At 68.0% G+C, this 11,622-nt stretch carries 15 protein-coding genes; 8 read left to right on the top strand and 7 right to left on the bottom strand.

From position 1 onward, the window contains the following. Positions 1–3: 3 nt before the first annotated feature. From RHCRD62_RS14430 to RHCRD62_RS14415, 4 genes are all read right to left on the bottom strand, one after another. Positions 4–408 carry a nuclear transport factor 2 family protein gene (locus RHCRD62_RS14430; protein ID WP_050065424.1) on the bottom strand — a complete coding sequence of 135 codons (405 nt, stop codon included), beginning with the start codon at positions 406–408 and terminating at the stop codon, positions 4–6. A 275-nt stretch (positions 409–683) separates the two neighbouring features. Next, positions 684–1,973, bottom strand: a complete 1,290-nt coding sequence (locus RHCRD62_RS14425) for an adenylosuccinate synthase (RefSeq protein ID WP_050065423.1) — start codon at positions 1,971–1,973, stop codon at positions 684–686. A gap of 128 nt (positions 1,974–2,101) precedes the next feature. After that, positions 2,102–2,401 (bottom strand): hypothetical protein, encoded by a 300-nt coding sequence (locus RHCRD62_RS14420; protein WP_050065422.1) that lies wholly within the window; start codon positions 2,399–2,401, stop codon positions 2,102–2,104. 89 nt (positions 2,402–2,490) lie between these two features. Then, positions 2,491–2,991 carry a hypothetical protein gene (locus RHCRD62_RS14415; RefSeq protein WP_050065421.1) on the bottom strand — a complete coding sequence of 167 codons (501 nt, stop codon included), beginning with the start codon at positions 2,989–2,991 and terminating at the stop codon, positions 2,491–2,493. 196 nt (positions 2,992–3,187) lie between these two features. Here RHCRD62_RS14415 and RHCRD62_RS14410 point away from each other — a divergent pair, with 196 nt between their 5' ends. Together RHCRD62_RS14410 and RHCRD62_RS14405 are read left to right on the top strand one after the other, a co-directional pair. Then, positions 3,188–3,850, top strand: a complete 663-nt coding sequence (locus tag RHCRD62_RS14410; RefSeq protein ID WP_050065812.1) for a hypothetical protein — start codon at positions 3,188–3,190, stop codon at positions 3,848–3,850. Positions 3,851–3,886: 36 nt separating this feature from the next. Further along, on the top strand, positions 3,887–4,660 hold the full coding sequence (locus RHCRD62_RS14405; protein ID WP_050065420.1) for a site-2 protease family protein: 774 nt from the start codon (positions 3,887–3,889) through the stop codon (positions 4,658–4,660). A gap of 6 nt (positions 4,661–4,666) precedes the next feature. Here RHCRD62_RS14405 and RHCRD62_RS14400 read toward each other — a convergent pair whose 3' ends face one another. Together RHCRD62_RS14400 and RHCRD62_RS14395 are read right to left on the bottom strand one after the other, a co-directional pair. Next, positions 4,667–5,533 carry an alpha/beta fold hydrolase gene (locus RHCRD62_RS14400; protein ID WP_050065419.1) on the bottom strand — a complete coding sequence of 289 codons (867 nt, stop codon included), beginning with the start codon at positions 5,531–5,533 and terminating at the stop codon, positions 4,667–4,669. A 47-nt stretch (positions 5,534–5,580) separates the two neighbouring features. Then, positions 5,581–6,252 carry a winged helix-turn-helix transcriptional regulator gene (locus tag RHCRD62_RS14395; protein WP_050065811.1) on the bottom strand — a complete coding sequence of 224 codons (672 nt, stop codon included), beginning with the start codon at positions 6,250–6,252 and terminating at the stop codon, positions 5,581–5,583. Positions 6,253–6,400: 148 nt separating this feature from the next. Between RHCRD62_RS14395 and RHCRD62_RS14390 the strand changes: the two genes are divergently transcribed. Continuing rightward, complete coding sequence (locus RHCRD62_RS14390) at positions 6,401–7,222, top strand: class I SAM-dependent methyltransferase (RefSeq protein ID WP_050065418.1); 822 nt, start codon at positions 6,401–6,403, stop codon at positions 7,220–7,222. Positions 7,223–7,301: 79 nt separating this feature from the next. Here the strand turns inward: RHCRD62_RS14390 and RHCRD62_RS14385 are convergent, their stop codons facing one another. After that, entirely contained in the window at positions 7,302–8,213 is a 912-nt protein-coding gene (locus tag RHCRD62_RS14385; protein WP_050065417.1) for an aminotransferase class IV, read from the bottom strand. Between the two features lie 141 nt (positions 8,214–8,354). Between RHCRD62_RS14385 and RHCRD62_RS14380 the strand changes: the two genes are divergently transcribed. The 5 genes from RHCRD62_RS14380 to RHCRD62_RS14360 are packed head-to-tail and all read left to right on the top strand — an operon-like array spanning position 8,355 to position 11,593. Next, complete coding sequence (locus RHCRD62_RS14380) at positions 8,355–8,684, top strand: PadR family transcriptional regulator (protein WP_050065416.1); 330 nt, start codon at positions 8,355–8,357, stop codon at positions 8,682–8,684. Between the two features lie 2 nt (positions 8,685–8,686). Continuing rightward, positions 8,687–9,049: a DUF1048 domain-containing protein gene (locus tag RHCRD62_RS14375; protein WP_050065415.1), complete on the top strand. Its 363-nt coding sequence runs from the start codon at positions 8,687–8,689 to the stop codon at positions 9,047–9,049. Continuing rightward, positions 9,046–9,822, top strand: a complete 777-nt coding sequence (locus tag RHCRD62_RS14370; protein WP_050065414.1) for an ABC transporter ATP-binding protein — start codon at positions 9,046–9,048, stop codon at positions 9,820–9,822. The genes RHCRD62_RS14375 and RHCRD62_RS14370 overlap by 4 nt, the downstream gene beginning before the upstream one ends. Then, the gene (locus RHCRD62_RS14365) at positions 9,819–10,583 is read left to right on the top strand and encodes an ABC transporter permease (RefSeq protein ID WP_050065413.1); all 765 of its coding nucleotides are present in this window, start codon (positions 9,819–9,821) and stop codon (positions 10,581–10,583) included. Before RHCRD62_RS14370 ends, RHCRD62_RS14365 begins: the two co-directional genes overlap by 4 nt. A 47-nt stretch (positions 10,584–10,630) precedes the next feature. Beyond that, positions 10,631–11,593, top strand: a complete 963-nt coding sequence (locus tag RHCRD62_RS14360) for a DUF389 domain-containing protein (RefSeq protein WP_050065412.1) — start codon at positions 10,631–10,633, stop codon at positions 11,591–11,593. Positions 11,594–11,622 lie beyond the last annotated feature (29 nt).

Raw genomic sequence — 11,622 nt, 5'->3', positions numbered from 1 at the left:
CCACTACTTCCCGTCGGTGACCGTCAGGTCCGCACCGTCGGCGACGGTCATGTCAGCTACCGACCACACCGCACGCATGCTGGTGATGCGGGCCTGCTCGTCGAAGGTCATGACGTCGATCGGCTCCACCGTGATCGTCTGATCGCCCGTCTCGGTCACGACCCGGAAGTGGAAGGCGGCGGTGTTGCCCGAGACCTTGGCCGCAAGCAGTTCGGTGCGGTTGTCGACGGCGTCGAGAGCCGAGTAGAACTTCTCGATCGCCTCTCGTCCGACCTTGGGTTCGGTCCCGACGGGATCCTCGAGGGTCGCGTCGTCGGCGTACAGGGCGGCGATGTCGGCCGAGGTGCCGTTCGCGACCGCATCCAGATAGTTGGACACCGCGGTACGGACGTCGTCTTCGTAGGCCATTGCTACTCCAATGTGTCGGGAGGGAACTGCGACGTGACGGTAGCGACGTTCCGGCCGGTCCGACCCCCCGCTCTCCCACCGAGCGGGAAGTCCGTCACCCCCGGTCCGGGGCCACGCCACGAGGTCGCCGGAGATCGGCCCACACCTGCTTCCCAGCCGGCTCCGCCAGGCCGGCCGGCGCCTCCCCTACCCCGATCGCAGTCGTCGTCGCACGCGAAAGACCCCGGACCGAATCGATCGGTCCGGGGTCTTCCCGTGAATGAAGGCGCCCGAGATCAGGCCAGGATGTCGCGGCGGACGATCGTCTCGTCACGACCCGGGCCGACACCGATGCAGGAGATGTACGCGCCGGACAGCTCCTCGAGCCGCAGCACGTAGTTCTGCGCGTTGACGGGCAACTCCTCGAAGGTGCGGCAGTGCGAGATGTCCTCCCACCAGCCCGGCATCTCCTCGTAGATCGGCTTCGCGTGGTGGATGTCGGTCTGCGTCATCGGCATCTCGTCGTAGCGGACCCCGTCGACCTCGTACGCGACGCAGATCGGGATCGTGTCCAGGCTGGACAGCACGTCGAGCTTCGTGAGGAAGTAGTCGGTGATGCCGTTGACCCGGGTCGCGTAGCGCGCGATGACGGCGTCGAACCAGCCGGTGCGGCGGGCGCGGCCGGTGGTCACACCGACCTCACCGCCCTGCTTGGCGAGGTACTCACCGTGATTGTCGAACAGTTCGGTCGGGAACGGTCCCGAGCCGACACGGGTCGTGTACGCCTTGAGGATGCCGAGCACGGTGGTGATCCGGGTGGGGCCGATGCCGGAGCCGACGGCCGCGCCACCCGACGTCGGGTTCGACGACGTCACGTACGGGTACGTGCCGTGGTCGACGTCGAGCAACGTGCCCTGCGAGCCTTCGAGGAGGACGGTCTCGCCGCGCTCGAGCGCGAGGTTCAGCTCGAGGCGGGTGTCGGTGATGCGGTGCTTGAACCCCTCCGCCTGCTCGAGCACCTCCTCGACGACCTGCTGCGCGTCGAGTGCCTTGCGGTTGTAGATCTTCGCCAGCACCTGGTTCTTGAACTCCAGTGCAGCCTCGACCTTCTGGGTGAGGATCTTCTCGTCGAGAACGTCCGCGGCACGCACGCCGACACGGGCGATCTTGTCCTGGTAGCAAGGCCCGATACCGCGTCCCGTGGTGCCGATCTTCTTGGCACCGAGGAACCGTTCGGTGACCTTGTCGATGGCCACGTGGTACGGCATGATCAGGTGCGCATCGGCCGAGAGCAGCAGGGCGGAGGTGTCGACACCCCGATCCTCCAGGCCGGCGAGCTCGGTGAGCAGAACGCCCGGGTCGACGACGACGCCGTTGCCGATCACGTTCTTCACACCCGGCGTGAGGATGCCGGACGGGATGAGATGCAGGGCGAACTTGTCGCCGTTGGGGAGAACGACGGTGTGACCGGCATTGTTGCCACCCTGGTACCGCACCACCCACTGCAGGCGGCCGCCCAGTAGATCGGTAGCTTTGCCCTTACCCTCGTCGCCCCACTGGGCTCCGATGAGGACGATTGCCGGCATGACGTCTCCTAGAGTCGACAGACTTCTGCGCATCTCAGCGCAGAGGCCAGCCGTCCGTGGACAGTGGCCGGGACGACAGTTTAGTCCAGTGCCGTCGGAACCCTCACAGGTACATCACGGAACAGGTCTCAGGCAGCCGAGTGATCGTGCAGCCACGGCGCGGGACTGACCTGGACCGCGACCGCCTCCCCGACCGTCGCGGATCGGATCACGCACGTCGGCGGCGCCCACACGGAACCGTTCTCCTGCAGGTAGACGGCCCGGTCCGGGTCACCACCCACGAGATAGGCGACACCGTGCCCGTCCATACCGAAGCGGCCGGTCGCGTGCGCCGCTATTCGACGCGGGATCTCGGACGGGTAGTCACCGGTGTCGAGAATCAGGTCCTCGTTCGTAGTGTTGACCATGGTGACGCTCACGGTTGTCATCGAACTCACCTCGACTCCAACTCACCTCGACGTGCCGGGTCACACTCTGTTCAACACTCCCCCGCTGCCCACAAGTCCCGTTCACTCCCTCATTCGGCAACGAGCGCGAACCCGGGACTACCCCCGTCGCCCGGGACGATTCCGGCAACGACGACCCCGTGGCCCGCCCGCATCCTCCCCTCGGCTCGGTAGCTCCCGTCCTCGACTCGGGTCGGCTCGACCGTCGCGGTTCCCCCGACCAACGTCGACATGTTGAACCACACGACGCGGACCGGACCGGGAGCGGTGTCGTCCGGGAGGTCCGCATGCAGCAGCACGACGTCGGGATCGGTCAGCGACCGCTCGACGTCGGCGTGCAGCACGTGCGCCCCGATCACCGGCTGAACCTGGAACGGGTGGCTCAGCGCCGACGTCGGAGTCGACATCTGGCCGATGCCGAGGTCGAGGAGGTCCTTCGCCGCGAGGAGGTCAGCCGACGTCTCGGCGAGGCCCTCCTTGCGCAACTCGCTCACCACGGAGGTGAGACCCGACCGGCAGAAGCGGGTGACTCGGGTCGACGGGCGGTGTGACGACGTGTCAGCGGTCAGCATCGAATGCTCCGGTGGTCGACGCGCGGGCGGTCGGATCGGCCGGTCGCGCGTGCGTGTCGGCGGTACCTGCAGCTATCCAGCCTAGAACCGAAAAGTCTCGATCAGACCGCCAATTCCGTAAGCATCGGGCCACCGGTTGCCGGCCGTCGGGTGCGCGTTCGTATCGTCGACCACGACGACCGCGGACCGACCGGAGCTGATCTTGACCATTCACGTACTCGTGTGCGGCGACGCCGCACTGCCGGAGTCCCTGTCGACCCTTCCCTGCACACCTGTGCCCGCGGTGCCCGCGAAACCCGACTTCGACGCACTGCTTCCCGCGCTCGACGACACCGACGCGCGTCTCGTCGTGGTCGGCGACGACGGCGCCCTCGCCGCGACGGTGACCCGGCTGATGCGCGGCGAACGACTGCACGTCGAGGTCGCGTACGTCGCGGCCGAGCGGACCCCGGTCACGCGGCTGTACGGACTGCCGGTCGGTGCGCGGGCGGCACGCCTGGCCGTCACCGGGGCCGTGTCGCCGCTGCCACTGATCCGCGACGACTCGGGCACCGCGCTCGTCGGAGAGGCCACAATCACCGGACCCGACGGCGGACCGCTTGTCGGGGAGGCGTACGCAGACTCCGAACGCGTCTTCTCCGGCGAGATCCCCGCGCTGCGGGTCGCGCCGACCCCCGCCCTGCCGGGGGTCCGGGCGAGTGCGGGCAGGCGACTGCTGCGCACGCACTGGCTGCCTGCGCGGGCCGTTCAGCTCGGGGCGGTCGGCGCGGTCGTGACCCGCGACGGCGTCACCACTCCCCGTGCCCTCAAGCGCTGCAGCTTCTATCGCGACGATCGGTCGTGGCTGTTGGTCCGCTGATCGCCGCGCAGTGAACGCCGCGGTGATACTGGATTCATGACGTCCCCCGACACCCGCCGCTCCGCGGTCCGGCCGAGCCCGGTCTTCCTGGCGGTACTGGCCGTCGCCATCGCCGGCGGCGCGATGGCGTGGCAGGCGGCGCCGAAGTCGACGGCCGCGAGTGTCGGGGTTTTCGTCCTCGTGGTCGCGGGCTGGGTGGTCACCGTCTGCCTCCACGAGTTCGCGCATGCGTACACCGCGTGGCGGTACGGCGACCGTGACGTCGCGGCCCGCGGCTACCTGACGTTGAATCCGCTCAAGTACAGCCACCCGCTGCTCTCGATCGGATTGCCGGTGCTGTTCATCGCGCTCGGCGGAATCGGCCTTCCTGGCGGCGCCGTGTATCTGCGCACCGACCTGCTCTCGCCGCGAGCCGCCCGACGGATCTCGCTGGCGGGGCCGATGGTCAACGCCCTCGCCGCGGTGGTGCTGCTGACGGTGATCCGGTTGTTCGCGGACACCGAGTCCCACCCGGTGTTCTGGTGGGGACTCAGCTTCCTCGCCTTCCTTCAGGTGATGGCGACGGTCCTGAATCTGATTCCGATCCCCGGCCTGGACGGCTATGCCGCGCTGGAGCCGTCGCTGTCGCCGAAGACCCGCCGCGCCCTCGATCAGTACAAAAGCGTGGGTCTGCTGGCGCTGATCGCGTTGCTGTTCGTCCCGTCGATCAACCGGGCGTTCTTCGACGCGATCTACGGACTGTTCGAACTGTCCGGCGTGCCGAGTGTCTGGGCCCAGTACGGCAACTACCTGATGCGCTTCTGGTTGTGAACCAGATCAGGACCAGGCGTCGAGGACGATCCGCGCGGCGGTGACCACCGCGATCGGTTGATCGAACACGGGGTGGTGTCCGGCCGCGGGCAGCTCCACGACCAGCGCGTCCGGCCCGAACATCGGCCGCATCCGGTCCAGCAGTTCGGGCGAGACGATGCCGTTCTCACTGCGGAAGTACGCAACGCGGCACCCGGCGACCGTCCCGTCGAGGCTGCTGCGCCCGCCCTTTCCGATGCGGCTCAGGTCGAACTTCCAGCTGTAGCCGCCGTCGACCTCCTTCAGCGAAGCCCGCGCGATGTAGTCGAAGACGTACGGTTCGGCGGTGTCCTGTGGCGGTACGAGCCGGAACCGTTCCACCGCGGCGTCGACGCTCGGGTAGACCTTCGTGGTCGACGACTTCCGTTGGTCGCGCATCTCGCGTTCCTCGGGCGTGAGATCGCGGATCGGCGAGTCGAGGATCATCACGCCGTCGAGGCGGTCCCCGTACAGGGTCGACGCCAGGTACGAGACGATGCCGCCCATGCTGTGGCCGATCAGCGTCGGGCGCCCGGTGATGCCGCCCGCGGGCGCGACCGCGAGCACTTCCTCGACCCACTGTTCGAGGGTGTAGTTCTCGCGGTGTGCGCTGTCGCCGTGCCCGGAGAGGTCGAGCGCGACGACGCGTCGTCCCACCGCGAGCTGCGGCGCCACGTGGTCCCACCAGCGCGAATGGGCCATGCCGCCGTGCACGAGCACGACGCCGGGCTGGTCGGGCTCACCCCAGGCGCGGTACGCGATGGAGGTGCCGTCGACGGTGACCCGTCCCGTCTCGACCGGGGCAGCGATCGCGTCGACGAACCACCGTGGCGCCGTGTCGTTCTCAGTGCTCATGATCTGACGCTAGCCGGTCGGCGGCGACCGCCACGGACCGGGACCGGTCAGCCGGGGCGGGTGGTGGCGGCCAAGGTCATCTGCCCAAGCCAGCGCGGCACCTCGCGGGCCGCCCACGTCGGGCCGGCGATCGTCACCATCCCGGCGCCGATCGCCTGCTCCCAGGACCGGTCGCCACGCCAGATCTCGACGAGCGTCCGCAATCCGGTGTCGACGGTGGCGGTGACGTCGAAGCCGGGGTCCCGTTCGCAGACGTCGGCCTCGCCGTCCGACACGCACAACCACCAGCTGCGGGGCCGGGCGGACTGCTCGAACTCGAACGCGACGACGGTGCGCTCGCGCGGCCACGCGCCGATCGGCATGGTTCGGTGCATGTCCCACATCAGCAGGTGCGGGTCCAGATCGGCGTCGTCGAGTTCGGCGACCCACCGCACGCCCCAGGCGCCGAGGGCCTCGACGACCGTGGCGAGTTCGGCGCCGCAGGGTGTGAGCGTGTAGCTACTGTGCCCGCCCTCGACGGTGCGGAGGACGACTCCCGCACGTTCGAGGGTGCGCAGCCGCTTGGACAGTAGCGCCGGGGACATCTTCGGGTTCCCGCGCCGCAGGTCGTTGAACCGGGTGCTGCCCGCGAGCAGTTCCCGGACCACCAGCATCGTCCAGCGTTCGTCGAGCAGTTCCATCGCCTTCGCCACCGGGCAGAACTGGCCGTACTCGGTCATGGGCGTCTCCTCGCCGTCGCGAGCGCTACCCGACAAGTACACGCCCGGTCGGCCGGTGCCGCCAGTACAGATCCAGAACTGGATTGCACCGGGGCGACGGGCGGAGTCTGGGTTCAGACCGAGATCCACCCACGATCAGGAGTAGGACATGTCCACGACACCCCCACCCACCGACGACCTCGCCGCACGCCACCGCGCGATGTGGGCGCTCGGCGACTACCCGTCCGTCGCCGCCGACGTGATCGCGGAACTCGGCCCGACCCTCGTGGACGCGACCGGGATCGGCGCCGGCGACCGAGTCCTGGACATCGCCGCCGGCTCGGGGAACGCATCGATTCCCGCCGCCGCGGCGGGCGCACGCGTCGTCGCGTCGGACCTGACCCCGGAACTCCTCGACGCGGGACGTCGGCAGGCGGACTCGCTCGGCTTGAGCCTCGACTGGAGGGAGGCGAACGCCGAGGCACTTCCGTTCGCGGACGGCGAGTTCGATTCCGTGATCTCCTGCGTTGGCGTGATGTTCGCGCCGCACCACCAGGCGAGCGCGGACGAACTGGTTCGGGTGCTCCGGCCGGGTGGAACCCTCGGCCTGATCAACTGGACACCGGAAGGGTTCATCGGCCGTATGTTCGCGACGATGAAGCCGTACGCCCCGCCGCCACCGCCCGGTGCCCAGCCGCCGCCGCTGTGGGGAGACGAGGCCCATGTCCGCGACCTGCTCGGTGACCGGGTGGTGGACCTGAAAGGGCAGCGCAGGCGGCTGACGGTCGACTGCTTCGACACCCCCGAACAGTTCCGCGACTTCTTCAAGGCCTGCTATGGCCCGACCATCGCGGTGTACCGGGCGATCGCCGACGACCAGGACAAGGTGCGGGCGCTCGACGCCGCGCTGTCCGAACTCGCCGCCTCGCACGACACCGGCGGCGGAACGATGGAGTGGGAGTACCTGCTCACCACGGCCCGCAGGGCCTGATCCATTGCTGGCGGCTTCGCCGCCGTGCGCCTTTTTGGTAGCGGCCACTACCAAAAAGGCGCACGGGCGCCTCTGGCGCCTACAGCGAAGTGACCCAGCCGTGCAGGGTGTCCGACCGCAACGCCGATGCGTGACGTTTGCGCAGCGCCTCCGAGATCGGGCCCTGACGCCCGCTGCCGACGACCCGGCCGTCGACCTCGAGGACGGGCGCGACGCCTGCCGAAGTGCCGGTCACGAAGACCTCGTCCGCGATGTACAGCTCGGTGAGGTCGACGGTCCGCTCCACCACCGGGACACCGTCCTCGGCGGCGAGAGTGAGCAGGGTCCGGCGGTTGATGCCGTCGAGGATGTCGCACGAGACGTCGGGTGTGATCAGAGTGCCGCCACGGACGAGGAAGATGTTCGCGGCGCTGGCCTCGCAGACGTGACCGTTGCCGTCGAGGAACACCGCGTCGTCGTAGCCGGCGTCGATGGCGTCCTGCTTCGCGAGGACCGAGTTCACATATGCGCCGTTGACCTTGGCACGCGACGGGATCGCGGCGTCCGGGATGCGGCGCCACTGACTTGTCTTCAGGCGCATGCCGTCCTGCGGGACGATCGGGACGGCGTCGTAGACGAACATGCTGACTGTGGTGTGACAGCCGCGGACCCGGGTGCCGGGGATGGACTCGTCGACGTGCACGCTCGCCCGGACGAACACGTCCGAAGTCGGAGCGTTCTCGGCGACGAGTTCGGTTGCCGCCGAGACGAACCGGTCGTAGTCCCACTCCGCCGCGAACCCGTCCATCCCGATGATCCGGCAGGACTCGACCATCCGCTGGAAGTGGTCGGCGAGGCGGAACGCGGTGCGGCGGTCACCGTCGACATGGACAGGGAAGACGGTGTACACGCTGAGCCCGTAGAGCATCGCCGATGTCGCGACGCCGAGGGTCGCCTCGGCCGCGTCGACGATCCGGTCACCGAAGTACACGCGGGGGTGTGGTTTGGCCATGGCGGGCAATGCTAGTGCCGACCCCTGGTTGGCGTCCTTCCCTTTTCTCGAAATCCATCGCTATTCGCTCTTGCTAAGTACCGGTACTCAGTGTTACTTTCTACCGGTAGTCAGCGACACAGACTAGATCGGAGGTGGGCAATGGCCAATCAGATGACGGAGATGCTCAAGGGCACTCTCGAGGGCATCGTCCTGGCGCTCCTCGCCAGGCAATCCGCGTACGGCTACGAGATCACCGCACTGCTTCGCGAGCAGGGATTCACGGATCTCGCCGAAGGCACCGTGTACGCCCTGCTCGTCCGGATCGAGCAGCGGGGCTTCGTGGACGTCGAGAAGGTCCCTTCGGAGAAGGGGCCGCCGCGAAAGGTGTTCTCGATCAACGCACAAGGACGCGACCAACTCGACGAGTTCTGGAGGACATGGACGTTCCTCTCGGACCGTATCGAACAGCTTCACGAGGGAGAGAAGTGATCATGACCAACTGGATCGAGAACGTCACCGGATCGTTCGGCGAGAAGAAGCAGTACAAGCAGAACAAGGCACGCATCGACACCCTTCCCGAGCCGTACAGCACCACCGCGAAGGCGCTGCTGCGGTACTTCACCTACTCCAGTGGAATCACCGACGGCGCAACCCTCGTCCAGATGGTGGGTGACCTGGCCGACCTCTGGGAGCGCGCCGCAGTCGACGGCACACCGGTCCGCGAGATCGTCGGCGAGAACCCGGTCGAGTTCGCCGAGGCGTTCGTCGAGGCCTACACCGGCAAGCAGTGGATCGACAAGGAACGTGCCCGCCTGACCAAGGCGATCGACGACGCGGAACGGGAGCAGTCATGACCTCGGCAGCGATCCAGGTGCGGGGCCTGGAGAAGTCGTACAAGGATCTGCAGGTGCTGCGCGGCGTCGACTTCGACGTGGCGCCGGGCAGCATCTTCGCGCTGCTCGGCTCGAACGGCGCGGGCAAGACCACGGTCGTGAAGATCCTCGCGACGCTGCTCAAGGCGGATGCGGGCACAGCCACGGTCAACGGCTTCGATGCCGCCGCACAGCCGCAGAACGTCCGCGAGTCGATCAGCCTCACGGGCCAGTTCGCGGCAGTCGACGAGATCCTCAGCGGGCGAGAGAATCTCGTGCTCGTCGCCAAGCTGCGTCACGTCGAGAACCCGGCCCAGGTCGCCGACGACCTGCTCGCTCGATTCTCGCTCACCGACGCCGGTGACCGGAAGGCGACCGAGTACTCCGGCGGCATGCGGCGCCGCCTCGACATCGCGATGAGCCTGATCGGGGATCCGCCGCTCGTCTTCCTCGACGAACCGACCACCGGGCTCGACCCGCAGGCGCGGATCGACGTGTGGCACACGGTCAAGGAGCTCGCCAACCGCGGGACGACCGTGCTGCTGACGACGCAGTACCTGGACGAGGCCGAACACCTCGCCGACCGCATCGCGATCCTCCACGAGGGCCGGATCATCGTGAACGGCACCCTCGCCGAGCTCAAGGCACTGCTGCCACCCGCGACCGTGGAGTACGTCGAGAAGCAGCCCACCCTCGAGGAGGTCTTCCTCGCGATCGTCGGCGACACCCACACGGACCAGGAGGAACGGCGATGACCACCACGTACTTCTACGGCGACACCACCGCGCTGACGGGGCGTTCACTACGCCACATCCTGCGCAGCCCGGACACCATCATCACCACGGCGGTCACCCCGGTCGCCCTGATGCTGATGTTCGTCTACGTGTTCGGCGGCGCGATCGACACCGGGTCCGCGTCATACGTGAACTACATGCTGCCCGGCATCCTGCTCATCACGGTCGCGTCGGGCATCGCCTACACGTCCTACCGGCTCTTCATGGACATGCAGGGCGGGATCTTCGAGCGATTCCAGTCCATGCCGATCGCCCGGTCGAGCGCACTGTGGGCACATGTTCTCACCTCGCTGGTCGCCAACATGATCTCCCTCGTCGTCGTTATCGGCATCGCCCTCCTCATGGGCTTCCGCACCGGCGCCGGTGTGCTGGCGTGGCTCGCGGTCGCGGGCATCCTGATCCTGTTCACCCTGGCGTTGACCTGGGTCGCGGTGATCGCCGGCCTCTCCGCGAAAACCGTCGACGGCGCAGGCGCTTTCGCCTACCCTCTCATCTTCCTGCCGTTCGTCAGCTCCGCGTTCGTGCCCACCGACACCATGCCGGGCCCGGTGCGCTGGTTCGCCGAGAACCAGCCGGTCACCTCGATCGTCAACACCATTCGCGCCCTGTTCGCGCAGCAGCCGGTTGGCGGCGACATCTGGATCGCCCTCGCCTGGTGCGTCGGCATTCTCGTCCTCGCCTACATCGCAGCGACGGCCGTCTACAACCGCAAGATCAGCTAGGCGCGCGCCTGCGCGCGGCAGCGGGCCGCTCCCGGCAGACTGAGCGGATGCTGCATCTTCGGATCCTGGCGCCCACGGCATACACCGACGACGTCCTGGGAATCCTCGGCGACGAACCCGGCGTCAGCAGCCTCGCGGTCCACCGCGGGGCTGCGGTCCGTCCGGTGGGCGACATCGTCCACGCCGACCTCGCGCGGGAAGTCGCCAACGACGTGATCCAGCAACTGCGCGCGACCGGCCTGCACCACCACGGCACGATCGAACTCGAACCGGTGCACACCTGGCTCTCCCGCGACGGCCTCGACGCGGAACTGAAGAGCCCCGGCAGCTCCGCCGACACCGTCGTGTGGGCGGAGGTCGCGCAACGCTCCTACGAGGACGTCGAACTGAACTGGACGTACCTCAGCTTCATGACCATGGCGACGCTGCTCGCCGGGATCGCGATCATCACGGACTCACAGATCCTGGTCATCGGCGCGATGGTGCTCGGACCGGAGTTCGGCGCCATCGCCGCCCTCGGTGTCGCGCTGGTCAAACATCGGTACGTGCTGCTCGCGACGGCAATACGCACACTCGTGGTCGGGTTCGTCGTCGCGATCGCGGCGACGGCGCTCGCGGCGCTGGCCGGGCGCGCCCTCGGCTGGGTGACCCTCGAGGACGTGACGGGTCCACGCCCGGAAACCGCGTTCATCTACACCCCGGACAAGTGGTCCTTCATCGTCGCCATCATCGCTGCCGCCGCGGGAGTGCTGTCACTGACGTCGTCGAAGCTCGGCGGGCTGTCGGGCGTGTTCATCTCCGTGACGACGGTTCCGGCGGCGGGCAATGTCGGGCTCGGTCTCGCGTTCGGTATCGGTGCGGAGATCTGGGGCAGCACACTGCAGTTGCTGCTCAACCTGACGGGAATGGCGCTGGCAGGCTGGGCGACGCTGGCGATCCAGCAGGCGGTGTGGTCGAAGGTGTCGGTCCGCCGGGCCAAGGCACTCGACCGCAGACGACGCATGTTGTAGAAGAGGGAGACCATGCCGGGACACGAGGT

It is taken from the genome of Rhodococcus sp. RD6.2, from assembly GCF_001040705.1.
In the GTDB taxonomy this organism is placed as follows: domain Bacteria; phylum Actinomycetota; class Actinomycetes; order Mycobacteriales; family Mycobacteriaceae; genus Rhodococcus_G.
The sequence above is the reverse complement of the archived record's forward strand: the minus strand, read 5'-3'. Positions and strand labels throughout refer to the sequence as shown.

Bases quoted from the DNA above. Each gene is read 5' to 3' on its own strand.
- RHCRD62_RS14425 (WP_050065423.1), bottom strand. From the start codon at position 1,973: ATGCCGGCAATCGTCCTCATCGGAGCCCAGTGGGGCGACGAGGGTAAG.
- RHCRD62_RS14420 (WP_050065422.1), bottom strand. From the start codon at position 2,401: ATGACAACCGTGAGCGTCACCATGGTCAACACTACGAACGAGGACCTG.
- RHCRD62_RS14430 (WP_050065424.1), bottom strand. From the start codon at position 408: ATGGCCTACGAAGACGACGTCCGTACCGCGGTGTCCAACTATCTGGAT.
- RHCRD62_RS14405 (WP_050065420.1), top strand. From the start codon at position 3,887: ATGACGTCCCCCGACACCCGCCGCTCCGCGGTCCGGCCGAGCCCGGTC.
- RHCRD62_RS14385 (WP_050065417.1), bottom strand. From the start codon at position 8,213: ATGGCCAAACCACACCCCCGCGTGTACTTCGGTGACCGGATCGTCGAC.
- RHCRD62_RS14395 (WP_050065811.1), bottom strand. From the start codon at position 6,252: ATGACCGAGTACGGCCAGTTCTGCCCGGTGGCGAAGGCGATGGAACTG.
- RHCRD62_RS14365 (WP_050065413.1), top strand. From the start codon at position 9,819: ATGACCACCACGTACTTCTACGGCGACACCACCGCGCTGACGGGGCGT.
- RHCRD62_RS14400 (WP_050065419.1), bottom strand. From the start codon at position 5,533: ATGAGCACTGAGAACGACACGGCGCCACGGTGGTTCGTCGACGCGATC.
- RHCRD62_RS14375 (WP_050065415.1), top strand. From the start codon at position 8,687: ATGACCAACTGGATCGAGAACGTCACCGGATCGTTCGGCGAGAAGAAG.
- RHCRD62_RS14370 (WP_050065414.1), top strand. From the start codon at position 9,046: ATGACCTCGGCAGCGATCCAGGTGCGGGGCCTGGAGAAGTCGTACAAG.
- RHCRD62_RS14380 (WP_050065416.1), top strand. From the start codon at position 8,355: ATGGCCAATCAGATGACGGAGATGCTCAAGGGCACTCTCGAGGGCATC.
- RHCRD62_RS14415 (WP_050065421.1), bottom strand. From the start codon at position 2,991: ATGCTGACCGCTGACACGTCGTCACACCGCCCGTCGACCCGAGTCACC.
- RHCRD62_RS14390 (WP_050065418.1), top strand. From the start codon at position 6,401: ATGTCCACGACACCCCCACCCACCGACGACCTCGCCGCACGCCACCGC.
- RHCRD62_RS14360 (WP_050065412.1), top strand. From the start codon at position 10,631: ATGCTGCATCTTCGGATCCTGGCGCCCACGGCATACACCGACGACGTC.